Genomic DNA, 22,168 nt, shown 5'->3' with positions numbered 1-22,168 from the left:
TTGGCCAGCGCAGGCCTATGATTTAGGAGTGAATTTCCTCCTTGGCCTGCCGCTGGCCGAACCCGTAAATGGGGCGATATATGCGGTCATCGTGGTTCTTTCCGCGATAGTTGTTGCATGGGCGCGCAAGATTGTGCCTGTTGTTTTGGCTTTGTTTATATCGGTTGGTGCCTGGTATTTCCTCCAGCATTGGGATATCCCTGCTCATGTCTTCGTCGCCTCTGGTATCTGCCTCGCCGCACTGCTGCGTAAGCCGAAACTTTCCACGACGCTCGCGGGCATCGCATCACTCGTTGCAGTCGTCGCGCTAGTCAACCTCGAGTACCAGACCTATCCCACGGTCGCTTCCCTCGATCCGCGACCGGTGGCCCAAACCATTCCCGCCTCCGAACTAGCCTCGCACACGGGCAATTCCGCCGGTCTGGTTCATCTCGACTTACCAAGCCAAGGATTCAAAGCCCGCGAAGCTACCGCCTATTTGCCGCCAGCCTATTGGAGCGGAAAGCGCCTGCCGGTGCTCGTTTTGCTCCATGGCAATCCCGGTGGCCCAACCCAGTGGTTTGGAACTGGCGAAGCCGCACAGACCGCCGATGAATTTCAGAAGGCAAACGGGGGAGTATCGCCCATCGTCGTAGCAGTTGATGCCACCGGTTCTGAAACCGCCAACCCTGTTTGCGCGGACTCTCAATCCACCAAGGTAATGACCTATCTGACCAAAGACGTTCCAGCCCAGATCAAAAAGCAATTGCGCGTTGACGAAGACCAGTCGCATTGGACGCTCGGCGGCCTTTCCTACGGCGGTACCTGTACTTTGCAGGTCGCCACCAACCATCCCGAGGCCTTCGGAACTTATTTGGACTTCTCCGGTGAGGCGGAGCCGACCATCGGCAAGCATGCCGATACCGTCCAGAAGTTCTTTGGCGGAAACGAGCAAGCCTTCCAGGCGCAAAATCCGGCCTTCTTGCTGAAGAAAAATCGCTATCCCGGGCTCAGTGTCGTCTTCTTTGCAGGCGACAAGGACAAGCCCGCGATTGCTGCTCAAAACCAACTTGCTGAGCTCGTTCGCGGGGCAGGCGGAAAGACTTATGTCGGTGCTCTAAGCGGTGGCCACTCCTTCGGGGTGTGGCGCCCAGCACTGCGTCAATCCTTCGCTTTTGCTGCGCGCCGCGGGGGACTTACAGCCGTCCATGACCCATTCCGTGGAATCGAGGACAACGATGTTCATGCTTAAGCGATTTCCCGTAACTTTGCTCTTGATTGTGCTCATGTGGGTTCTCCACTTCGTGGACAATGATTGGGTTGAGGCAACCGGTTTGACCACCGTCACAATTGGCGGATCCGTCGTTGTAACCTTCTTCGCCATTCTTTTCGGTGGCCCTGCCGAGCGGGTCTTGGGCAGCAGGAAATACCTCGTCGTTGGCCTTTTCCTTCAGCTTCTTTCGTTACCGATTGCCTTTTTCATCGCGCGAGGCGTCGAAGTATCGGGCCTGAACCGATGGGGCGACGATCTCCTCAACAGCTACCTCTTTACACCAATCGGCTGGATTTTCGGCTCTGCGATGTATGCCTCCGCGAAGATGCCGCGCCTGTGGAAGCGCCGTTTTCGGGTTATCATCCTCGTTCTTGCGTTCACGAACGTCTTTTATGCCGGCTCGATGGCCGACATCTTGGGACTTACTGCCGCGGTATTCGGCCTCTTTTTAGGCCTGTGGCGTCATCCGCGGGAGACCGCAAAGCCCTCGTTGCGCGAGCGGCGCGTGCTCGTAGCTTTCATCCTCATCGCGGTTGCCATTAGCCCGGTGCTGGTTGCTATCAATCCAATCGCCGAAGGCCCATTTTCCCTTCTCACCGAGCTGATGTGGGGGCCTGCGCTTTCCGACGTCGCGGTTGCGGTTCTCTGCACTCTCGACGAAACGTCCAGGGACTGTATATCCGCGGCTGACGTCGCACGCATGCATGGTGTCGGTCCCTTGCTTGCCAACCTCATGCCGCTGCTTATCCAACTTGTATTGTGTTTCGGGCTCGTGCGTGGCCGCCATGCTGCGTGGGTACTTTCGTGCCTCATCCAAGTTGCTTCCTTGGCCTTCCTGCTCGTTCAGCTGTGGGACCTAGACCAAGACGGTTTCTTCATCTACGGGCTTAACCTATTCGAGGCCCTGTTGCCCTGGTTGTTCTGCCTCGCTGTGCTCATGTACTCTCGCCGGCTCTTCCAAGTTCGTGAAGCGCCGCAGATTATTAAAAAGCACGCGGCCTGGCTGGGTGGGGTATTCCTTATTTGTTCTGCCACCTGGTTGCTTTCTACATTGTTGGTGAAGTCTGCCTTTCTGGGCGGGGCGTCGCTAAGCGCAGCGTTGGCGGAGTGGCCGTTGCGCTTCTTGCCTGTAGTAATAACGCTCGTCTCTCCCCATGAATTGGTGCCGGCAAGTGGATTTGGCTGGTTTGTCTATTCGTGGGTCGGCAACGTGTGGTGGATGTGCGTCATTTGGGCGCTGTGGCGGTGCTTCTCCTCGCCCTCGGACCCGCAACGGGAATCGGACCGCTCGCGGGCACGGGAAATCCTGCAGCGCCGAACTGGCGATCACCTATCCTTCATGACCTTGTGGGAGGGGAACAGATATTTCTTCGCCGGCGATTCCTTCGTGGCATATCGCGCTTCCAATGGCGTTGCTTTGACATTGGGTGGACCGGTTGGCGATGACATCTCTCGCGAGTTCGAGGAGTTCGTCAAATCTCAGGGACTAACTCCTGCGTGGTATTCGGTGGCAAGCGATTTCGCGGTTTCTCATCCTGGATTGAAGCGGCTTCAGGTCGCGGACGAGGCGGTGTTGAGCTGTGAAAACACGGAGTTCAAGGGCAAGAAGTTCCAGAATATCCGCACCGCGCGAAATAAGGCAGCAAAAGAAGGCGTGAGAACCGTGTGGACCACGTGGGATCAACTCGATGTTGCTGTTGCCGCCGCTTTGGTCACGCTAAGCGAAGAATGGGTCGGCGAGAAGGCCCTTCCGGAGATGGGCTTTACTCTGGGAGGTATCGACGAGATGCAGGTTTCAGGTACTCGTCTCCTTTTGGCTCTAGACGATGATGGTCTGGTGCACGGCATGACCAGCTGGCTGCCGGTGCGGCGAGATGGGCAGTTGGTGGGCTACACCCTCGATGTGATGCGCCGTAATGAGCGAGGTTTCAAAGGGGTCATGGAGCTGTTGATTTCTGAGGCGCTCGTTATCGCGGCGGGTGAGGGCTGTGACTGGATTTCGCTTTCGGGCGCTCCGTTGGCAGGGACGACCGAGAATCCTTCGACCTTAGATTCACTGCTGATGAAACTCGGCGAGCAGATGGAACCGCTTTACGGCTTTCGGTCTTTAGCCGCAAGCAAGCGCAAGTTCCAGCCGGAGGAGCACAAGTGGTTCCTGTGTTATGAGGATGAGTTATCCCTCCCAGCGATTGGCCTCGCGGTGGTCCATGCTTACCTTCCGAATCTGAAGGCCACCGAGGCGCTTAAGGCACTTCGTCATTCAAACACTTAGCGTGCGCCTCCCTTCGCCGGGATTCAATGGCTTGGGCAAACGTTTGTACCCAGTTGCGCTTCTTGGGCGCTAGCGGGCCGGTTGGTTCGTCATACTCCCAGCGCCCATCGTCGAAGAGCCAGACGATGTCCCCGGTGAGCGGGTCCATGATGTAGTTGGCTCGGCCATCGGTCTTGATGTTGTGATGGTGCTGGCAGAGGCTCGCGAGATTCGAGCCTGCGGTCGGTCCGCCTTCGGCAAAGTTGATGCGGTGATCCTTCTGGCAGTCCTGCGCGGGTCTGTCGCAGTGTGGCATGCGGCAAGTGCCATCGCGGCCTTCGACGAAAGCGCCGATGGTAGAAGGTGTGGTGTAGCTAGGGCTCTCCGCGGTAGCGGCCTTGGCCATGTCACGTACGACCTTTGGCTCGAAGGAATCTGCGATCTCGGGGGAGACCCAGCCGGCACCCTGGATGAAAGCGGGTGCATTGGGAAAATCCGAGGCGCGGTACATATTCAGGATGACGATGGTCTCGGAGTTAGCCTCTCCACGGATGAGTTTTTCGAGCGCTTCTGCAGGAGTTATCTCCAGTTTCTCGGCGGTGTCCTTTATGCGTTGGTCGAGCTCATAGGCAGTTGCTGGTTCGTATTCGGCGCTAATGGCTTCTTTTCCACCGGGCACAGGGTAAGTGGAGTAAGAGTTGTTGGCTTCTTCCTCGCCCTTTTCAGGATCTACTTCTGGAGCGAGGAGTTTGATGAGGTCATGGATAAAGGTGCGGATGGCACGGCTAGAGGGCAAGACTTCTGCTGGGCTGGTGGGAGTGAAGAACTCACAAAGGGCTTCATCGACGCGTTGGAGAATCTCGGGAGTGGGTGCGCCTAGCTTGTTAAGGGCGGAGTCGATAGTGCACAGGCGTGTCATATCGAGGAAGTAGGAATCGAGCTGCATCGTACGCAGGCGTGGAAGTTCGCGTAGGCGATAGAGCGCGAAGGCGATGTTTTTAATTTTGGTTTTCCCAAGGCCGGTATGTGTGGCCAAACTATGGATAACTAGTTCGATGTCAGAATCGAGATCGGGGAGGTTATTTTCCCATTGTTCGAACTCGAGCTTACGGATGTTGCGGGCTGAGGTTGCTAATGTGCTGGAAGGGTCATTTACAAGGTAATATGCTTCCAATTTTCCATACCCCCGTTGGAATAAACTGCCTTGAAATCTTCATGCCCTCATTATATCCAGCCCACCGAGCCCAATCAACAGAAAATCGAAAATATGTACGACTGATAAGGGACGGAAAAACTGGGCAAAAATAAAAGCAAAGATACGCGTGTTACTAAAGGGGATTGTGTTGTTTCGTCGGTACAGTAGCGCGCATGACTTCATCTAAGGGAATGCGCAAGGCTATCGTCGCCGTTGTTGGTTCTGTGGCGCTTGCTATCGCAGGCACGATGACAGCCGGCGCCTGGACCTCCGGTGCGACCACGGGTATCGATATCGCAAACCATCAGCACCCGGGCGGGGCTCCGATCAACTGGGGCGAAGTAAAGTCCGACGGCCAGTCCTTTGCGTTCGTTAAGGCGACCGAGGGCTCCGACTGGACGAATCCCCACTTCATCACCGACTCGAACGCTGCCGCAGCGAGCGGTCTGAAGGTTGGTGCTTACCACTACGCACGCCCGGCGTCGTCAGCCACGCGCCAGGCGGCGCATTTTGCTGCACAGCTTGCGCTGGTTCCGAATCAAACGCTGCCGCCCGTGCTTGATATTGAGGTTGATGAAGGTCTTTCTTCGGCACAGCTCGAGCAGTGGATCCGTGATTTCACCACGGAGCTGCGCACGCTAACCGGCCGTACCCCGATGATCTATACCTATAAATACTTCTGGATGGGGCAGATGGGGAACACCACGGAGTTCTCCGACATGCCGCTATGGCTCGCGGCCTACCAGGATGAGGCGCCGGATCCAGTCGGTGGCTGGAATAAGATTTCCTTCTGGCAGCGCTCCGGCTCTGGCCGCGTCAACGGCATTACCGGTCCGGTCGATATGAACGTCTTCAACGGCAACGAGGGCCAGCTGGATTCCTTCAGTAACGGCAACTACCTGGACATCGGTGGCATCCTTGAGGGGCTTGTGCTTGGCGACGACGCGCCAGACCTGAGCTCCAACAGCGCACCGCTGATCGGCGCGATCCTCGCATTGGCAGCAGGCATCATTGCGAGCCCGCAGCTTATCGACGCCGCACAGCAGGCTGGCTTGGACGGCAACTCTGCGAGCGTCTTCACGGACTTCGTGAAGCAGCTGACCAAGAATGGTTCCTTGCCGATTGAGGACCTGGTTGGCATGGCCTCCGGTGACTTCACCGTCGGTGACCTTGCAATCCTTCTAGACAACGCCGGCCACGTTGCCACCGCCAACGGCGCCAATCCGAACCAGGTCGAGCAAGCGCAGGACGCGGTTAATCAACTAGCGCAGTAGCACCTTGCGAGAAGTTCGCGGTCCATGCTTCGTCTTTATAGTGTGCAGGGACCGCGCCCGATAACAGTGATTTTGCCAGTTGTGCGGCTTCCACGGAGCCGGCAGCTGGCATTTCGCGATCTGAGGCGAGAAGAACGATGTTGCCGTAACGCCGTCCCTTGAGCATCGGGGGATCCGCGATTACGGCCACGTGCTCGAATACCTCCTTCATTCCGGCCAATTCCGACTTTGCGATTTTGAGATTTCGGTGATCTCCGCAATTGGCAACGTAGAGTCCTCCAGGCGCCAAGGCGCGGTGGACCGATTGAAAGAACTCGCGGGTAGTAAGCGGATGCGGGGTCTTATCGCCAGCGAAGACATCGCGAATAATGACGTCGCGGCTAGCGGGTGCGAAGCCATCGGTGACCGCGCGAGCTTCGCCGGCGCGGATTTTGACGGTGGGGGAACGGGGGACGTCGAAAAGCGTGCGTACTAATTCGCCGAGCTTGGCATCGAGTTCCACTACGGTATGGCGGGACTTGGGCCAAATGCTGGCGAAAAAGCGAGGGAGCGAGCAGCCTGCACCACCCAGATGTGTCATGCGGAGGGCATCGGGTGCCACTGGCAGAAGCGTTTCGACTGCGGCGGCAATCCAGCGCATGTATTCAAACTCGAGGATTTCCGGTGCGCCCAACACGATGTGGCTTGAAGGTACTCCATTGACCATAAGTGTGTATCCGCTATCGTGGTACTCGTCCGCCACCACCTCCGCGGTGCCCGTAGAAATTTCGTAGGTGCCAACGAGATCGTCCTTTTTGCGCATGCATTTAAGCTTAATGGGTTGGAAGAGTAAGCTTGGCCGCCGAAGAAAAGGAGTTTAAGTGCGAGTTCTCGTAGCGATGTCAGGCGGAGTCGATTCTTCTGTGGCCGCAGCCCGCGCCGTGGAAGCAGGCCACGATGTGGTGGGAGTGCATTTGGCACTGCATAAAGACGCACAACAAACCCGCGAAAAGGCCAGGGGTTGCTGTTCCTTGGAGGACTCTGCAGACGCGCGTCGCATCTGTGACAAGCTGGGTATTCCTTTCTACGTTTGGGATTTTTCCGAGCAGTTTAAGGATGAGGTCATCGGGGACTTCGTGGATTCTTATGCCCGCGGCGAGACTCCGAATCCGTGCCTGCGCTGCAACGAGAAGATCAAGTTCCGCGCGCTACTCCAAAAAGGTATAGCGTTGGGCTTCGATGCCGTAGCGACGGGCCATTACGCCACGCTTGACGACGCTGGCTATATGCGCCGTTCCAAGGATGAAAACAAGGATCAATCCTATGTTTTGGGCGTTATTTCCGCGGAGGAGCTAGAGCATTGCTATTTCCCGATCGGCGATACCCCAAAGCCGCAGATTCGCGAGGAAGCGGCCCGTCATGGCTTTTCCACGGCCAAAAAGCCTGACTCCTATGACATTTGCTTTATTCCGGATGGCAATACGCAGGCATTTTTGGGCTCGCGAATCGGGCTGCGTCCCGGCATGGTCGTGGACCAGGAGGGCCAGGAGCTCAAACAACATGACGGTGCATGGAACTACACCATCGGTCAGCGCAAGGGCCTTGACATCAAGGAGCCTACGGCGGATGGTCGCCCGCGCTATGTCACCGACATCGATGCAGCGAGCGGCACTGTGACCGTGGGTTCGCGCGAGGACTTGGCGGTGACGAGGATTCAGGCAGATCGCCTGAAGTATCTGCACCCGGCCATGGACGGCGAGCTGGAATGCGAGGTTCAGGTTCGCGCGCACGGATCGGTTGTTCCCTGCAAGGCGTTTGTGGACCGCGATGGCGACAAGATGACGCTGGAGCTAAAAGAACCGCTCTCCGGTGTGGCACGCGGCCAAGCCGCAGTGCTGTACCTGCCAAGCCCCGATGAGCTGGGGGATATCGTCCTCGGTTCCGGCACCATCTGCGGGACGGCATAGTGACGGGATTTTCGCTGGGTCCGATGCGTGGGGTTTCCATGACGGAGGCCGCCGACATCGTGATGGGCGAGTCTGGACATCTGCCGGCGATTCCGCAGCTTTCCGAGCGCGGGCTTGGTGCGGATGCCGTGGGTTCTACGGCCGCGCTTTTAGAAGCGGTCAACGTTGACCGCGGCCCACGCGGGTGGCAGATGACCCAGCGCCCACAGCTGATGATGCGACGCACATGGGATCTATGGGAGCGTGACTTGGACGCCATCCAAGAGGTATGGGGCGAGTCTGTTCCCGTCTTAAAGATGCAGGTTTTGGGGCCGTGGAGCTTAGCAGCGGCGGTAGAGCTTGCGAATGGGCACCGCGTGCTTTCCGACGCCGGTGCTACCCGCGATCTGCATGAAGCCCTGCAGATGGGCATCGCGGATCACGTGAAGAAGCTGGTGCGTCGCTTCCACGGTGAGGTGCGGGTGCAGGTGGACGAGCCGTTACTTGGCGACGTCCTCGCCGGCAAGGTTCCCGGTACCACCGACTTTGACGAGATTCGCGCGGTCCCAGCGGAGGTTGCTCGGGAGAAGCTGAAGGAGCTGGGCGCGGATTACCTAGTCGCGGGACCGCATTGGGAAATCGCCGATGCCGCGGAAACATTCGTGACTGACTTCGTTGGGCTCGACACGGCAAAGAACATCGATGGACTTGGCGAGTTCTTAAGCGAAGGCAAGCGAATCGGTTTCGCAATTGCAGGCGTCGATGCGCGGGCAGAAGCAGTGGCGGTGGCCCGGCACTTTGACCGCATGGGTATGCCACGTGAGCTGCTGGTGGATGCGGTGGACGTGGTGCCAAGGGAGGCGTCGGCAAGCACGCTGCGCTCGGTCGTGGAGACGGCGGGAATGTTGGTGCGCGACGCCGGTGATCTATAGCTAGTCGACCCTGCCGAGCTTGTCGGTGGAGTTGAAGAAGCGCTCCATGTAGGGGATGACGAATTGCAGCTCACCGTGGGCGGCGGGCTCGATGAGGTCGGCGTCGATAAGCCTTTGGCGCGTTGCCGAAAGCGAGCGGACTGTGCGGCCTTGGCTTTCTGCAATCTCCGTAATCGTGGCGATGCCATCAACGGAAGCGCTAGACATCGAGTCAAGGAACTGGCGCTGAGCAGGAGGCAGCGAAGACGCGGCGGGCAAGTGCACTTGAGTGCACAGGATGGAAATGGCTTCGTCGGCAATGCTGTCTACGTCTGAAGCTTCAATCTGGGTCTCGTTGCGGACGTTTGCGCGCTCCCAAGCCAAGGAACCCACCAGCTGCACGAGGTATGGGTAGCCCTTCGACAGCTCGACGGCCTTGCTGATGGCCTCCGATGAGAAATTAAGGCCCGAGTCAGCTGCGGTGGCAGTAAAGGCCTCGGCGGCGTTGCCTGCAGAAAGCGGACCCAGAACGAATCTTTGGGCGCGGCGCAGGAAAGTAACGCCTGGGAGATCGAGCAGGCGGTTGATGCCTTGCGGCAATCCAGCGGCGACAAAGGAAATGTCGAGCTCATCGCGCAGGAGATCCTGGTAGGCCACAGCGATAGAAGTGAGGTCTTCTACTGAGGCGTCTTGCACTTCGTCGATGCTGAGCAGAATTCCGACCCCGGAGAGTTGGGCGAGGAGATCGCGGAGGCGGGTATTTAGCGTGGGCTTATAAGGCTCATCCGTGTTGTGCTCCAGGCCGATTGAGCCGACCCCGCCGATGCCGATGCGGTTGATTTTCCGCTTGTCGCGGGGCGCGAGTTGCTCGATCAACCGCGGAATGGTGGTCTCGACGAGCTCCTCGACCATGTTGGTGCGCCCAGAAGCCCGAATGCATATCCAGCCTTTTGCTTTCGCAGAATCTTCCAGTTCATTGAGCAGAACCGTCTTCCCGATACCGCGTGCACCGCTGACGATCATCGTGCGAGCGGAGGCGCCGGCTGGGGACTGCAGGGCATTGCGGAATGCATCGAGCACAGCAGTACGGCCCACCCAATAAAGAGGCGGGACTCCGAAGGTGGGGCGGAAAGGGTTACTGCGGGTGCTCATAGACGGCAAGGCTACCTCAAACAAGGAGATTTGGGAGATTTGGGAGACTTTTTGGCGGCCGGAGATTTGGGAGACTTTCCGTGAAAGGCCACCTTTCCAGCATAAAGTGCTGTCATGGCTACCAAAGCGTACCACCAGAACACGCTGAGATCGGAGTTCCAAGGCAGGGTTCGCCCAAGGAGAGCAACGACAATGCAGGTTATGCAAACGTCGACTATGCGAATTGTGGATACTGTTTTAGTTCTCACGAGGTGCCACGCAATGTTCAGCAGAAGACCGATAATTACTACAAGTGAAAACATCAATCTAGCTCCCCAAAAATAGTGCGAGCGAGTTCTTCAGTGCCCTTCTCGGTGTCGTTTGAGACGAAGGCTACTTTTGAACTCTGCGGATCGATAATGAGCATTGTCGAATATCCGTAAGTGCCTCCGTTGTGCCAGTAACCAGCGGGAACTGGGGCCTCGTTTTCTTGCCAGCCATGCTGGAAGTCGCCTTGTACGATGAGCCAATTGGCGAACAAGCTCATGTCTTTGGGTGTTGACCGAATACCGCCGGCGGCGCCACTTGCTGGAAATTCCCAGGGTTGAGCCTTTTCTCCGCGACTGGTGTAGCCATGCGGGGCATCGGAAGGAACGCTGCCTGGGGTCATGAGGTAAGTCTCGTGCATTCCAATCGGTGCAAAGATTTTCTCTTGCAGCAGTTGTTCGAAAGGCTTACCGGAAGCCTCTTCCAAGATGAGCCCGAGAAGTCCGTAGCCGAGGTTGGAATAATTCTCTTCGCCGCGACCTGCGAGGTCGGAGGAAGTGGCGGAATCGATGAGTTGCTCTTTAGTTTCTTTCGCGTAGGGGTTGCCTCCTGTGAGCATGGTGGAGATTCCGGTAAAGGGATTAGTTGCAGCGAGTCTTGGTAGCCCAGATGTGTGCTCCATTAGCTCTTCGATGCGCACATCGCTGATAGGGGAATCGCCGGTATCAAGAAACTGACCAACCCTAGCGTTGTATTTGAGGTTGCCTTCAGAGACCTCTTGGCGGATGAGTTCCGCGGTGAACATCTTGGTTACCGAACCGATTTCGACCTCGGTATGTTCGTCGGCACCAAGGCCTGCGAAGGAGGTCTCGCCGTTCGCCAGTGTAAAGGTCGTCAGATTGTGGTGTCCGCGCTGCGCATTGTCACGCAGCTTCTGGGCTAGGTCGGTCGAGCCAGTGGCCTCGGTTGCCAGGGCAATGCGGTGAGGGCCTACCAGGACAAGGCCGGATGCCACGAGAGCAGTGACCAGGAATCCGATTGCGAGTTTGCCAATGGAAAAGTTCATTAGTGCGCCTCCGCCGCCGTGATGATTGTCATGAGGGGGATGACGCGGGTCAGCCGGATTTCGAAGGTGCCGGACTTGGATTTGGCGATCCACCCGGCGCTGCTGAGTTCGTTGAGGTGGTGATAGGTGGTTCCTGTGGAGCTAACCAGGCCCTCCTGTACAAGGTCGTTGGCGCTGGCGGGCGCACACAGGAGGCGACGCAGGATCTCCGCGCGGGTGGGATGTGCGATGGCGGTAAGACGTTTGATGTTTTCTTCCCAAGACTCGTCGGTGACGAATTGGGTGGGGCGCTGCCATTGGTATTTGTACTCGCGATTGCCGATGGTGACGTCGCCGCCAAAGATGACGGAGCCGTCGGGAATGCCGGGCCCTTCTTCGAGGGCCTCGACGAGCCAGTAGCGGGAATCGGATTGTGCTTCTACATGAGTATTGCCTTCAAGAGTGGCGACTCGCTGTTCAAGAGATGCGAGTCGCTGCTCAAGAAGGTTCGAAGAGGTACTGGAATTCACATTTCTAGAATTCCAGAATTTTAAAAAATCTGCAATGTTTAGCTAATCATCGGCCACGCAGTGGAGCTGTCGCTTGCGTCCTTACCTTGACCTTCCAAGTACTTCTTGAACGATTCACGGTCCTTGTACCACTCGACGGCCTGGTACTCCATGAGCTCGTCGGTGTTCATTTGTGAAAGCTCGGGGTAACGCTGGCGGACCTGCATCCACGCGATGCGGGCTGCGGCAAGGGCGTCGGAAGTTGCTTCGTGCGCGTTTTCGAGGGTGACGCCGTAGTGTGCGGAAACGTCGCCAAGCGTGCGCTTGCCCTTGCGCCACTTGTCCTTGACGCGATCAACTACGAAAGGATCGAAAACAGGGCCGGTGACGGTGAAGTCACCGGTGAGCGCGCGCAGGACGGAGAGATCGTAGGCGGCGTTGTAGACGATGAGGGTGAGGCCATCTTCCCATGCCTGCTTGATGGAGCGGACGGTCTCTTCGAGGACTTCGTCATGCGGTTGGCCCTCGGCGCGGGCCTTCTCAGTGGTGATGCCGTGGACCTTTGCAGCGGCCTCAGGGATTTCAACGCCTGGGTCGGCGAGCATTTCGCGTTTGTCCACTTCACGGCCATCAATACGGACCAATGCGGAGGTGACGATTCGTGCTTCTTTTGGGTTTACGGAGGTGGTTTCGAGGTCGAAGGAGAGCATGCGGCTGGCGTCGAAGTTCATGTGGAACACTCTAGCGCTTCGGCCAGACATGGAGTCTGGCTAGACTGTTTCACTGTGACTAATCCAGTAGATATCCAACGCGAATGGTCCGAACTAGCGCAGGAAGTGCGCAAGCACCGGGAGCTTTATTACAACGGTGAGCCCGCGATTCCAGATGCAGATTTCGACAAGCTTTTCCAAAAGCTTCTGCAGCTAGAGGCAGAGCATCCGGAGTTGGCGGTTCCGGATTCTCCGACCCAGCAGGTCGGCGCGACCCCAGCCGAGGGCGTGGATATTGAGCACCTGGAGCGCCTCTACAGCTTGGACAATGTCTTCGATGAGACAGAGATGCAGGATTGGTTGGATAGGACTCCGGCGAAGTCCTATCTGACTGAGCTGAAGATTGACGGACTTTCCATTGATTTGGTTTACCGCGGCGGCAAGCTTGTTACGGCTGCAACGCGTGGCGACGGCCGCATCGGCGAGGATATCACTGCGAATGCGCGGGTTATTCCGGATATCCCGCATGAACTCAGCGGCAGCGATGAATATCCCGTTCCGGAGCTGGTGGAAATCCGCGGCGAGGTGTACATGCGCCCTGACGAGTTTGCGGAGATTAACGCGGCACGCCGCGAAGACGGCAAGCCGACGTTTGCCAATCCGCGCAATGCAGCGGCAGGTGGCTTGCGCATGAAGGACCCGAACGAGGTCAAGAAGCGTCGCCTGCACATGGTCTGCCATGGCATCGGTGCCCGTGAGGGCTTTGAGCCGACCTCCCAGCATGATGCGTACAAGGCGCTGGAGGCCTGGGGTTTACCGGTTTCGCCATATACAAAGAAGGTTAGCTCGGCTGCAGCCGTGCAAAAGGAAGTGAAGTATTGGGCGGAGCACCGCCATGATGCTTACTTCGAGATGGATGGCCTCGTGGTCAAGGTCGATGACTTGGCTTCGCAACGTGCGCTGGGTGCAACATCGCGCGCACCGCGTTGGGCCATCGCGTACAAGTACCCGCCGGAGGAAGTGACCACGAAGCTGCTGGACATCGAGGTCGGCGTGGGACGCACCGGCAGGATTACGCCGTTTGCAGTGATGGAACCGGTATTCGTTTCTGGTTCGACGGTGTCGAAGGCGACCCTCCACAACCAGTTCGAGGTCAAGAACAAGGGCGTGATGATTGGCGATACCATCGTCATCCGCAAGGCCGGTGAAATCATTCCTGAGGTGCTGGGGCCTGTTCTTGAACTGCGCGACGATAGCGTGCATGAGTGGGTGTTCCCGGAAAACTGCCCATCCTGTGGCACGAAGTTGGCACCGCAAAAAGATGGCGATCAAGACTGGCGTTGTCCCAATACGCGCAGCTGCCCGGCGCAGCTTTCCGCCCGCCTGGAGTATTTGGCTTCCCGCAAAGGCATGGACATTGAGGCCTTGGGTGAGAAGGCCGCCATTGACCTCATCGAGTCGGGCGTGCTTGTCGACGAAGCGGAACTCTTCGATTTGGATGAGGAAAAGCTGCTGCAGTCTTCTGCCTATACGACTAAGGCTGGAAAGCTCAATGCGCAAGGCAAAAAGCTGTTGAAGAACTTGGAAAGCGCGCGGCAGGCTGACTTTTGGCGCGTGCTGGTGAGCCTTTCGATCCGCCACGTTGGGCCGATTGCTGCGCGTGCATTGGCGACGCGTTTCGGTTCGATGGAGGCGCTGCGCGCGGCGTCGGAAAGCGAATTGGCGGACACCGATGGTGTGGGCGGGATTATCGCGGCGTCGTTTAAGGCGTGGTTCGAAATCGACTGGCACCGCAACATCGTGGAAAAGTGGGCGAATGCTGGCGTGACCATGGAAGATACGGTCACCGAAAAACTAGAGCAGACGCTCGAGGGGCTTACCATCGTCGTGACCGGCACCCTGGAGGACTTCTCCCGCGACTCGGCGAAGGAGGCCATCATCGCAAGGGGAGGAAAGGCTTCTGGCTCGGTGTCTAAGAAAACGGATTACGTCGTGGTTGGTGAGAACGCCGGCTCGAAGGAAACGAAGGCGAGGGATTTGGGCCTGACCATCTTGGATGAGGAGGGCTTTAAGGAGCTGCTGGAAGCTGGGGCGTAAACCACTTTACGTTTTGTAAGGTGGTTGTTACTCTGATGAATGTCAGGTCAGAAGTAGTGAAGGGGTACGTCATGACACAGCGTTTTAGTGGTAGGAAATTGGGTCTTCCAAGTGGCCTGAGCGAAGCTGAGGGGTGGGGCTTCGTGAAGATTGGGTTAGCAACCGCAATTTTCCTAGTGGTGAATTTTCTTATAGACACGCAGGGGTGGGGAGCCTTAGTGCGTGTGATTTTGCTGTTTATATGGCTTGCTTGGGTGTGGCGCTTTCGCGATGAGCAAACCAAGAACCGTCGTGTTCACCCTCGGGGATTTGGGCGCATCTACGCATTGAGCGCAATCCCTCCGCTAGCGTTAGCCATTTTCGGGGGTTGGCTGTGGAATGGAGAGACAAACGATCTGGCTGATGTGGTTGTAGTCGTGATTGCCAGTGCTTTGTCCGTAGCTCCAATCACGCTTTTGGGTCTATGGTTTGTAAACCAGGCTCGTAAAAACGCATAGGGGGATAAAGCGATGGACTTATCGCAAGCGCGAAATGGCCTTGATGGAACGCTGCATTCTCCAGTGCGGTTAAGCATCCTTGGGGCGCTGAATTCAGTTGACTCGGTTGACTATCAGACGCTAAAGGATGCCCTTGGTGTCAGCTATTCGCTTCTGACTAAGCACATTGGAATCTTGGAACAGGCCGGCTTAGTGAAAGTGGATAAGCAATTTGTTTCCCGCACGCCGGTAACCAATCTGAAGCTTACGAAGCAGGGCAGGCAGCAATTTGAGGACTACCTGCTCTGTTTGGATAGGATTGTTCAGGGCTTGACGGCTGAGCCGCTAGATTAGCGGAGGAAAGCACCCAAAATCGTGCCGAGATTGCCCAAGTGGTCTACCTCGGAAGCGAGGTAATCCGGCCCGCCGACTCGGCCCATGACGATGACGTAGTTGGTGCCAACCAGTGGGGCTGCGGCCAGCGCGGAATCGAGAAGTGACCAGGACTCGGGGATCCAATCCTCGCGGTCTGGGTTCAAGATTCGGGCAGTGTCGACGTCAATGCTTTCGGGGATGGTGCCGTCGTCGGCGGGAGCGGCATCGGAGCCAACCACGCGGCTGATGGGGGCATTGTTGTTGATTACGATGGCCCAGTTAGAGGTAAGTGCCTTTGGGATGGCCGCGCAGACCTCCTCCATAGCGGCGGTGACGTTCTTCTTGGAAGCGACGTCGGCAAGCAAGCTAATCTGCCCCCGGCGATCGACGCGGCCGCTGAAGGGGCGGATCGAATCGATATCGACGCCGTCGACGCCTTGGGCGGCGGTGATGATTTCATCGGCCATTGCGCCCTTGGGTAGCTCAATCACGATGTCATCCATGACTGAACCATCAGGGAAGTTTTCCACGATGTCGACGGATTCGATATTGGCGTCGACGTTGCCTAAAGCGTCCGCTAACTTGCCTAAGCTACCGGGGGTATCGGGAAGGAGGACACGGACGAGGAAGGACATTTTTAACTTTCGGTCGTAAGAATAGTTTTCACTATCGTACAAGCCCAATTCCACAGTGTTCAATAGAAATTTTCTGGAAAACCGGAATTAAATTCGCGTGTAGGTGATCGGGGACCGGTGCTGTGTCGGAACCTGTTCGTGCAGTACCATGGTGCGATAGCTACAAGCATGTAACCAATCACGTCTGTGTATTAAAGGATGGAGAACGCGTGTCTGAGATTTCGCGTGAAGAGGTCGCGCACCTGGCTAAGCTGTCGCGCCTTGCGCTAAGCGACGAAGAGCTGGAGCAGTTTGCGACGCAGATCGACAAGATTGTCGATTCCGTGTCTGCCGTGGGCAAGGTCGACGCCGAGGGCGTCGAGCCGATGTCCCACCCGCACTCCGTGGTCGCTCCGATGCGTGAGGACGTCATCGTGCGCACCCTGACCGCCGAGCAGGCCTTGGATCAGGCTCCGGCTGCCGAGGATGATCGTTTCGTAGTACCGCAGATTTTGGGTGGAGGAGAAGAATAATGTCGACTTTCATTGCACCTGAAGAAGGAATTTTAAGCCTTTCCGCTGCGGAGCTGGCGGATAAGATCCATTCCCGTGAGCTGACCTCCCGCGAGGTGACGCAGGCATTCTTGGATCGCATCGCGGAGACCAACGACGAGCTCAACGCATTCCTCTACGTCGGTGCGGAGCAGGCGCTGGCTACTGCCGACGCCGTCGATAAGGCGCTCGATGCGGGCGAAAAGCCGGCCTCCGCACTGGCTGGCGTTCCTCTGGCTCTGAAGGACCTGCTGGTTACTACCGACGCCCCGACTACCGCAGCTTCCAAGATGCTGGAGGGCTGGATGTCTCCTTATGACGCAACCTTGGTCACCAAGCTGCGTGAGGCGGGCATCCCGATTCTGGGCAAGACCAACTTGGACGAGTTTGCAATGGGTTCCTCCAATGAGAACTCCGCGTATGGCCCGGCACATAACCCGTACGACACCGAGCGCACCCCGGGTGGCTCCGGTGGCGGTACTGCTGCGGCTCTTGCGGCAGGCCAGGCGCCGTTGGGCATCGGTACCGATACTGGCGGATCGATCCGTCAGCCGGCAGCTCTGACCAATACCGTCGGCGTGAAGCCGACCTACGGCACGGTTTCTCGTTATGGCCTCATCGCTGCTGCTTCTTCTCTGGATCAGGCTGGCCCCACCGCCCGCACGGTTCTGGATACCGCGCTGCTGCATGAGGTTATCGCTGGCCACGACGCATTCGACGCAACCTCCGTGGATAAGCCGGTCGCGCCGGTCGTGGAGGCTGCGCGCGAAGGAGCAAAGGGCGATCTTACTGGCGTCAAGGTCGGCCTCATTAAGCAATTTGAGCGCGACGGCTGGCAGCCGGGCGTCATGGAGGCTTACCACGCAGCGGTAGAGCAGCTTAAAGAACAGGGCGCGGAGATTGTCGAGGTGGACTGCCCGCACTTTGATGATGCGCTGGCCGCCTACTACCTGATTATGCCGTGTGAGGTTTCTTCTAACCTAGCGCGCTTCGACGGCATGCGCTATGGCCTGCGCGAGGGCGACGATGGATCGCACTCCGCAGAAGAGGTTATGTCTTTGTCCCGTGCGGCGGGATTTGGTCCTGAGGTCAAGCGCCGCATCATGCTGGGCACTTATGCGTTGTCCGTGGGTTACTACGATGCGTACTACCTGCAGGCACAGCGCGTGCGAACGCTGATTGCGCAGGACTTTAAGAAGGCCTTCGAGAAGGTCGATGTCTTGGTTTCCCCGACCACCCCAACCACCGCATTCAAGCTGGGCGAGAAGGTTGAGGATCCGATGGCGATGTACAACTTCGACCTGTGCACGCTGCCATTGAACCTCGCGGGTGTGTGCGGCATGTCCGTGCCCGCCGGCATGGCATCTGATACCAACCTGCCGACGGGCCTGCAGATCATGGCCCCGGCCTTCGCAGATGACCGCCTGTACAAGGTCGGCGCTGCCTACGAAGCTGGCCGTAAGTAGCTAGCTTTTACTTCGCGTCTGAGAGGACGTAGGAAGCACCCGCGGAGGCCGCCGTTACGCTCAGCACGGCGGGCCACGCGCCAATCTTCTTGGCCAGCGGGTGCGAGGCGCCGAATGCGCCTACATAGAGCGCGGACAGGGCAGCGGTGGTAGCTGGGTTGGTCTTTTCCAACCAGCTGCGGCCGGCCCAGATTCCGGCTGCACCGAGGATGACGCCGCCCAACGGGCGAATGCCGGTCTCCTTGGCGCTGAGCCAGCCACCAATGAGGCCAAAGGCCACGGTGGTAGCAGTGGATACTTGCTGTGGTTTCTTGATATCGATCATTGCCATGTCGGCCAGTTTAGGCCCGTGTCCGTTGCTGTCGCTAGACTTCGCAGTCATGAATGTGCCCACTTTTGAAGCTGAAGGATTACCACCAGAGCGGCAGGCGTGGCGGGCGATGTTCGCCTTGTCGCTGGGCTTTTTCGTGTCATTGCTCGATCAGTCAATGATCGCAGTTGCTTTGCCTAGCATCCAGAAAGGGCTAGGTGCCTCTATCAACGGGGTGCTGTGGGTCTCGGCTATTTATTTGTTGGGCGTGGTCGTTCCATTGCTGTGCACGGGCCGCCTGGGAGACATTTTCGGGCAAAAGCGAATGTTCCAACTGGGCGTGAGTGTATTCGGTTTGGGTGCGCTGGCCTGTGCTTTAGCGCCCAATATTTCGGTTCTGATCGCCGCCCGTGCGGTGCAGGGTGTGGGCGCCTCGTTGCAGATGCCGCAGTCGATGGCTGTCATCAATCGCGTCTTTGCCCGCGAGCGGCGGGGACGTGCGCTTGGCGTGTGGGGAGTTATTGGTTCGGTCGCTTCACTTTTGGGACCTTTGCTGGGCGGATTCCTTGTTGGTGGCTTTGGCTGGCCGGCAGTGTTTTGGGCGCACGTTCCTTTCGTGGTTGCGGCAGTGGTGCTTTCGGCCATGTGGGTTCCGGCGCTGAAGACCACAGCGCGCAAGGTCGACGGCGTTTCGGTGGCGGTGTCCTTTATTGCTTTGAGCGCCCTCGTGTTCGGCATTCAGCAAGGCCCTGAGACTGGCTGGGATGGCTGGATTTGGGCACTGTTGGCTGTAGGACTCGCAGGTCTGGGAGCCTTTGTGTGGCTGCAATCTCGAGCTGGCAGCGAGGCTTTGGTGCCGCTGCGGCTTTTCGACGACCGCAATTACTCCGCGGGCAGCTTCGCAATCGTTGCCATGGGGTTTATGGCCGCGTCGATGATGCTGCCCATCATGTTGTGGCTTCAGCAAGACAAGGGGGTTGGGGCGGCAACTGCAGGAGTCATCGTGGCGCCGATGGCCGTGGTGTCTTTACTGATTTCACCGGTGGCTGGAATCTTGGCGGATCGCCTGGACCCGCGGCGGTTGGCGATTACCGGTTTCGTGATTATGACGGCGTCGTTTAGCGCGGCGCTCGTGGTGATTAATCTAGATTTCGGCGCGTGGTGGATGTGCGCGCCTATTGCTGTGCTGGGCTGCGGGCAATCCTTCATCTGGGGCTCGAATGCAGCGACCACTATGCGCGACGTACCGCCGGAGCTAATGGGGGCTGCTTCGGGCGTGTACAACACCTCGCGCCAGGTGGGCTCGGTCCTCGGCGTCGCGGCAGTCTCGGCCGCACTTCAGGTGGCGGGTATTTCTGCTGCACTTTTCGTCATCATAGCGGTGCTTGTAGTCGGTGGGCTGGCTTCCTTAAGCTTTCGGGACACCCTGCACGGTGCGAGCGAAATTATGAGCGGGTAAGTTGGAACGCATGCGCCTTGCTGTACTTACCTCCGGCGGCGATTGCCCCGGCCTGAATGCTGTTATCCGCGCGGTTGTTCGCACCGCTTCCAACGAATTCGGTTCCACTGTCGTGGGCTACGAAGACGGTTGGGTAGGCCTCATGGAGGACCGCCGTCGCGATCTTTACGACGATGCCGAGATCGATCGCATCCTGTTGCGTGGCGGAACCATTCTGGGTACTGGCCGTCTGCACCCCGATAAGTTCAAGGCTGGTTTGGATACCATCAAGGCAAATATGGAAGACGCTGGCGTTGACGCGCTCATTGCCATCGGTGGCGAGGGCACGCTAAAGGGCGCGAAGTGGCTGTCCGACAATGGCATTCCGGTTATCGGCGTTCCGAAGACTATTGACAACGACGTTAACGCCACCGACTACACCTTCGGTTTCGATACGGCAGTTTCCGTCGCGACCGATGCAATTGACCGCCTGCACACCACCGCAGAGTCGCATGACCGCATCCTCATCGTGGAGGTCATGGGCCGTCACGTGGGCTGGATTGCACTGCACGCGGGCATGGCCGGCGGCGCGCACTATACGGTCATTCCCGAGGTGCCTTTCGATATCGCCGACATCACCAAGGCGATGGAACGCCGTTTCCAGATGGGCGAGAAGTACGGAATTATCTGTGTGGCTGAGGGTGCGTTGCCGAAGGAAGGCACCATGGACTTTGAAGAGGGCGGAGTTGATCAGTTCGGTCACCAGACCTTCAACGGTATCGGCCAGGTTATCGGTGACGAGATTAAGAAGCGCACCGGCTACGACGTGCGTACCACGGTGCTAGGCCACATCCAGCGTGGCGGTACGCCGACTGCTTATGACCGTGTGCTTGCAACGCGCTACGGAGTCCATGCCGCTCGCGCCGCTCACGATGGCAAGTCGGGCATGTGCGTGGCGCTGCATGGCGAGAGCATCGACCTGGTTCCGCTGGAAGAAGCCGTGGGCAAGCTGAAGGTTGTTCCGCCGAAGCGTTATGCCAACGCCCAAGCGTTGTTTGGCTAGATAGGACGCATATAAAAAATGTCACCTCGCCTGTGAGGTGACATTTTTCGTTTTGCCTAGAAATGGATGCGAAGGGCGGGCACGTCGGCGTCGACAATCCACGGCTCCGCAGTGATGCGAATCGGGGGTTCGCCCTCCGCGAAGGCCATGGTGTCGCCATCCTTTAGGGTCGCGCCTTGTTGGGCGTAGTCAGCAATGTTGGCAAGCATGGAGTACAGTTCGTCGGGGCTGCCCTGGAAGTCGCGGATCTGGAGTTCTGGGTGGCCGAGCATGGGCATGCCCAAAGTATAGGCCTGAAGGCCGTTGTCGTCCTGTGCCACCCAAGTGGACGCGAGGTAGTGCGCGGGCAGCTTATCGGCCACAGCTTCAACGTAGTTTTCCGTGCTCTCGGCCACGCGGCCCACGGAGTTAAGGACCGCAATTGCGCCGGGAGTCTGGGCAATTGCCGACGTCGCAAGGCCTAACGTGACCAGCTGGTGCAGACGGGCCTCGCGGGTGTTCTTGATGAGTTCGAGGCGCTCGTTAGAGGGGAAGACGTTGATAAGGACCATGCACGCGATGTCCTCCCAGCCTGCAGGATCGCCGGACAGAATTGGGTGCTGATGGAAGGATGGATCACCTTCAAGGTCTGCTCGAGTTGCTGCGGCCGGAGTAAACGCGAGGGCATACTCGTCGTTGATTTCTACGACCATGGACTTCTCCGATTTCTCCAGCGGTCCGAGGTTCTTGCCGAAGGCTTGTGTAATCATGGACTTCATCGCTTCGGTATCGGGCGCACTGTCGAAGAACACGAGGGAGGTGGCCAGAGACGTGACGAGGCCATAGTCAACAGCGTGTGGGGTTCCTTGTGGGGAAGCGGTGGTCATTGAGGGCTCCTTAGCTGTTTGTGGCTTGCTTTCGCTGTAGTTTCGCTTTAGTTATGCGGTGGTTTCGGGCGCACGCCGCGTAACCGTATCGGCCATCATAGGGGAATGCATGCGCGTTCGTGGCTTCATACTAAGATGGCACCCATGACTGCTGCGATTTATGACCTGATGGACTACGACGAGGTCCTAGAGAAGTTCGAACCAGTAATGGGTATGGAAGTTCACGTCGAGCTCAATACCCAAACCAAGATGTTTTCCACATCGCCGACGAACTTCAGCGCAGCGCCGAACTCGAACGTCGACCCAGTGTCCTTGGGCCTGCCAGGCGCACTGCCGGTAGTCAACTCTGCCGGCGTCGAGGGCGCAATCAAGATTGGTCTTGCGCTCAACTGCAAGATCGCTGAGTCTTCTCGGTTCGCGCGCAAAAACTACTTCTACCCAG

Annotated in this window: 21 protein-coding genes and 1 pseudogene; 13 read left to right on the top strand and 9 right to left on the bottom strand. The window is 57.9% G+C overall.

What is annotated here, in order from left to right; genetic code table 11:
* Positions 1–28: 28 nt before the first annotated feature.
* Both HMPREF2724_RS07920 and HMPREF2724_RS07915 read left to right on the top strand, forming a co-directional pair.
* Positions 29–1,231 carry an alpha/beta hydrolase gene (locus tag HMPREF2724_RS07920; protein ID WP_070588119.1) on the top strand — a complete coding sequence of 401 codons (1,203 nt, stop codon included), beginning with the start codon at positions 29–31 and terminating at the stop codon, positions 1,229–1,231.
* Entirely contained in the window at positions 1,224–3,524 is a 2,301-nt protein-coding gene (locus HMPREF2724_RS07915) for a bifunctional lysylphosphatidylglycerol flippase/synthetase MprF (protein ID WP_246818231.1), read from the top strand. Before HMPREF2724_RS07920 ends, HMPREF2724_RS07915 begins: the two co-directional genes overlap by 8 nt.
* Here the strand turns inward: HMPREF2724_RS07915 and HMPREF2724_RS07910 are convergent.
* Positions 3,496–4,677 carry an HNH endonuclease signature motif containing protein gene (locus tag HMPREF2724_RS07910; protein ID WP_061922044.1) on the bottom strand — a complete coding sequence of 394 codons (1,182 nt, stop codon included), beginning with the start codon at positions 4,675–4,677 and terminating at the stop codon, positions 3,496–3,498. The genes HMPREF2724_RS07915 and HMPREF2724_RS07910 overlap by 29 nt on opposite strands.
* A gap of 194 nt (positions 4,678–4,871) precedes the next feature.
* Between HMPREF2724_RS07910 and HMPREF2724_RS07905 the strand changes: the two genes are divergently transcribed.
* Positions 4,872–5,972 carry a glycoside hydrolase family 25 protein gene (locus tag HMPREF2724_RS07905; RefSeq protein WP_061922047.1) on the top strand — a complete coding sequence of 367 codons (1,101 nt, stop codon included), beginning with the start codon at positions 4,872–4,874 and terminating at the stop codon, positions 5,970–5,972.
* Here the strand turns inward: HMPREF2724_RS07905 and HMPREF2724_RS07900 are convergent.
* Complete coding sequence (locus HMPREF2724_RS07900; protein WP_070588114.1) at positions 5,953–6,774, bottom strand: spermidine synthase; 822 nt, start codon at positions 6,772–6,774, stop codon at positions 5,953–5,955. The two genes, HMPREF2724_RS07905 and HMPREF2724_RS07900, sit on opposite strands and share 20 nt — an antisense overlap.
* A gap of 58 nt (positions 6,775–6,832) precedes the next feature.
* Here HMPREF2724_RS07900 and mnmA point away from each other — a divergent pair, with 58 nt between their 5' ends.
* Both mnmA and HMPREF2724_RS07890 read left to right on the top strand, forming a co-directional pair.
* Positions 6,833–7,918: a tRNA 2-thiouridine(34) synthase MnmA gene (gene mnmA / locus HMPREF2724_RS07895; RefSeq protein WP_070432863.1), complete on the top strand. Its 1,086-nt coding sequence runs from the start codon at positions 6,833–6,835 to the stop codon at positions 7,916–7,918.
* 23 nt (positions 7,919–7,941) lie between these two features.
* Entirely contained in the window at positions 7,942–8,829 is an 888-nt protein-coding gene (locus HMPREF2724_RS07890; protein ID WP_246818230.1) for a uroporphyrinogen decarboxylase/cobalamine-independent methonine synthase family protein, read from the top strand.
* Here HMPREF2724_RS07890 and HMPREF2724_RS07885 read toward each other — a convergent pair whose 3' ends face one another.
* The 4 genes from HMPREF2724_RS07885 to HMPREF2724_RS07870 form a co-directional block, all read right to left on the bottom strand.
* Positions 8,830–9,960 (bottom strand): ATP-binding protein, encoded by a 1,131-nt coding sequence (locus HMPREF2724_RS07885; RefSeq protein ID WP_070588109.1) that lies wholly within the window; start codon positions 9,958–9,960, stop codon positions 8,830–8,832. It lies immediately after the preceding gene.
* 301 nt (positions 9,961–10,261) lie between these two features.
* A complete protein-coding gene (locus HMPREF2724_RS07880) occupies positions 10,262–11,272 on the bottom strand; it encodes a serine hydrolase domain-containing protein (RefSeq protein WP_141748359.1) in 1,011 nt (336 codons plus the stop codon).
* Positions 11,272–11,781 (bottom strand): ArsR/SmtB family transcription factor, encoded by a 510-nt coding sequence (locus HMPREF2724_RS07875; RefSeq protein ID WP_070432865.1) that lies wholly within the window; start codon positions 11,779–11,781, stop codon positions 11,272–11,274. Before HMPREF2724_RS07875 ends, HMPREF2724_RS07880 begins: the two co-directional genes overlap by 1 nt.
* A 38-nt stretch (positions 11,782–11,819) precedes the next feature.
* Complete coding sequence (locus tag HMPREF2724_RS07870) at positions 11,820–12,491, bottom strand: 3'-5' exonuclease (RefSeq protein ID WP_070588106.1); 672 nt, start codon at positions 12,489–12,491, stop codon at positions 11,820–11,822.
* A gap of 54 nt (positions 12,492–12,545) precedes the next feature.
* Here HMPREF2724_RS07870 and ligA point away from each other — a divergent pair, with 54 nt between their 5' ends.
* From ligA to HMPREF2724_RS07855, 3 genes are all read left to right on the top strand, one after another.
* On the top strand, positions 12,546–14,567 hold the full coding sequence (gene ligA / locus HMPREF2724_RS07865) for an NAD-dependent DNA ligase LigA (RefSeq protein ID WP_070432867.1): 2,022 nt from the start codon (positions 12,546–12,548) through the stop codon (positions 14,565–14,567).
* 71 nt (positions 14,568–14,638) lie between these two features.
* Complete coding sequence (locus HMPREF2724_RS07860) at positions 14,639–15,064, top strand: hypothetical protein (RefSeq protein ID WP_070732928.1); 426 nt, start codon at positions 14,639–14,641, stop codon at positions 15,062–15,064.
* 12 nt (positions 15,065–15,076) lie between these two features.
* Complete coding sequence (locus HMPREF2724_RS07855; protein ID WP_061922071.1) at positions 15,077–15,397, top strand: winged helix-turn-helix domain-containing protein; 321 nt, start codon at positions 15,077–15,079, stop codon at positions 15,395–15,397.
* Here HMPREF2724_RS07855 and HMPREF2724_RS07850 read toward each other — a convergent pair.
* Positions 15,394–16,053 carry an ACT domain-containing protein gene (locus HMPREF2724_RS07850; RefSeq protein ID WP_061922074.1) on the bottom strand — a complete coding sequence of 220 codons (660 nt, stop codon included), beginning with the start codon at positions 16,051–16,053 and terminating at the stop codon, positions 15,394–15,396. The two genes, HMPREF2724_RS07855 and HMPREF2724_RS07850, sit on opposite strands and share 4 nt — an antisense overlap.
* 209 nt (positions 16,054–16,262) lie before the next feature.
* Here HMPREF2724_RS07850 and gatC point away from each other — a divergent pair, with 209 nt between their 5' ends.
* Positions 16,263–16,565 carry an Asp-tRNA(Asn)/Glu-tRNA(Gln) amidotransferase subunit GatC gene (gene gatC, locus HMPREF2724_RS07845; RefSeq protein WP_061922076.1) on the top strand — a complete coding sequence of 101 codons (303 nt, stop codon included), beginning with the start codon at positions 16,263–16,265 and terminating at the stop codon, positions 16,563–16,565.
* On the top strand, positions 16,565–18,049 hold the full coding sequence (gene gatA / locus HMPREF2724_RS07840) for an Asp-tRNA(Asn)/Glu-tRNA(Gln) amidotransferase subunit GatA (protein ID WP_061922079.1): 1,485 nt from the start codon (positions 16,565–16,567) through the stop codon (positions 18,047–18,049). The genes gatC and gatA overlap by 1 nt, the downstream gene beginning before the upstream one ends.
* Positions 18,050–18,056: 7 nt before the next feature.
* Here gatA and HMPREF2724_RS07835 read toward each other — a convergent pair whose 3' ends face one another.
* Positions 18,057–18,380, bottom strand: coding sequence for a hypothetical protein (locus HMPREF2724_RS07835; RefSeq protein ID WP_062044255.1), 324 nt, complete (start codon positions 18,378–18,380; stop codon positions 18,057–18,059).
* 49 nt (positions 18,381–18,429) lie between these two features.
* Here HMPREF2724_RS07835 and HMPREF2724_RS07830 point away from each other — a divergent pair, with 49 nt between their 5' ends.
* Both HMPREF2724_RS07830 and HMPREF2724_RS07825 read left to right on the top strand, forming a co-directional pair.
* Entirely contained in the window at positions 18,430–19,818 is a 1,389-nt protein-coding gene (locus HMPREF2724_RS07830) for a DHA2 family efflux MFS transporter permease subunit (RefSeq protein WP_070432869.1), read from the top strand.
* 10 nt (positions 19,819–19,828) lie between these two features.
* Entirely contained in the window at positions 19,829–20,860 is a 1,032-nt protein-coding gene (locus tag HMPREF2724_RS07825) for an ATP-dependent 6-phosphofructokinase (RefSeq protein ID WP_061922085.1), read from the top strand.
* 56 nt (positions 20,861–20,916) lie between these two features.
* On the opposite strand, the gene HMPREF2724_RS07820 is transcribed toward HMPREF2724_RS07825, so the two are convergent.
* A complete protein-coding gene (locus tag HMPREF2724_RS07820; RefSeq protein ID WP_061922088.1) occupies positions 20,917–21,726 on the bottom strand; it encodes a DUF4261 domain-containing protein in 810 nt (269 codons plus the stop codon).
* Positions 21,727–21,870: 144 nt separating this feature from the next.
* Here HMPREF2724_RS07820 and HMPREF2724_RS07815 point away from each other — a divergent pair.
* Positions 21,871–22,168: pseudogene (locus HMPREF2724_RS07815) on the top strand (Asp-tRNA(Asn)/Glu-tRNA(Gln) amidotransferase GatCAB subunit B); the annotation flags it as partial.

It is taken from the genome of Corynebacterium sp. HMSC071F07, from assembly GCF_001810285.1.
GTDB lineage: Bacteria > Actinomycetota > Actinomycetes > Mycobacteriales > Mycobacteriaceae > Corynebacterium > Corynebacterium simulans.
Note: the sequence above shows the minus strand (reverse complement) of the source record. Positions and strands in the feature narration are given on the sequence as shown.

Coding starts and splice junctions, on each gene's coding strand:
- HMPREF2724_RS07915 (WP_246818231.1), top strand. CDS start 1,224: ATGCTTAAGCGATTTCCCGTAACTTTGCTCTTGATTGTGCTCATGTGG.
- HMPREF2724_RS07905 (WP_061922047.1), top strand. CDS start 4,872: ATGACTTCATCTAAGGGAATGCGCAAGGCTATCGTCGCCGTTGTTGGT.
- HMPREF2724_RS07900 (WP_070588114.1), bottom strand. CDS start 6,774: ATGCGCAAAAAGGACGATCTCGTTGGCACCTACGAAATTTCTACGGGC.
- HMPREF2724_RS07890 (WP_246818230.1), top strand. CDS start 7,942: ATGCGTGGGGTTTCCATGACGGAGGCCGCCGACATCGTGATGGGCGAG.
- HMPREF2724_RS07885 (WP_070588109.1), bottom strand. CDS start 9,960: ATGAGCACCCGCAGTAACCCTTTCCGCCCCACCTTCGGAGTCCCGCCT.
- HMPREF2724_RS07880 (WP_141748359.1), bottom strand. CDS start 11,272: ATGAACTTTTCCATTGGCAAACTCGCAATCGGATTCCTGGTCACTGCT.
- HMPREF2724_RS07870 (WP_070588106.1), bottom strand. CDS start 12,491: ATGAACTTCGACGCCAGCCGCATGCTCTCCTTCGACCTCGAAACCACC.
- HMPREF2724_RS07860 (WP_070732928.1), top strand. CDS start 14,639: ATGACACAGCGTTTTAGTGGTAGGAAATTGGGTCTTCCAAGTGGCCTG.
- HMPREF2724_RS07855 (WP_061922071.1), top strand. CDS start 15,077: ATGGACTTATCGCAAGCGCGAAATGGCCTTGATGGAACGCTGCATTCT.
- HMPREF2724_RS07850 (WP_061922074.1), bottom strand. CDS start 16,053: ATGTCCTTCCTCGTCCGTGTCCTCCTTCCCGATACCCCCGGTAGCTTA.
- gatA (WP_061922079.1), top strand. CDS start 16,565: ATGTCGACTTTCATTGCACCTGAAGAAGGAATTTTAAGCCTTTCCGCT.
- HMPREF2724_RS07835 (WP_062044255.1), bottom strand. CDS start 18,380: ATGGCAATGATCGATATCAAGAAACCACAGCAAGTATCCACTGCTACC.
- HMPREF2724_RS07830 (WP_070432869.1), top strand. CDS start 18,430: ATGAATGTGCCCACTTTTGAAGCTGAAGGATTACCACCAGAGCGGCAG.
- HMPREF2724_RS07825 (WP_061922085.1), top strand. CDS start 19,829: ATGCGCCTTGCTGTACTTACCTCCGGCGGCGATTGCCCCGGCCTGAAT.
- HMPREF2724_RS07820 (WP_061922088.1), bottom strand. CDS start 21,726: ATGACCACCGCTTCCCCACAAGGAACCCCACACGCTGTTGACTATGGC.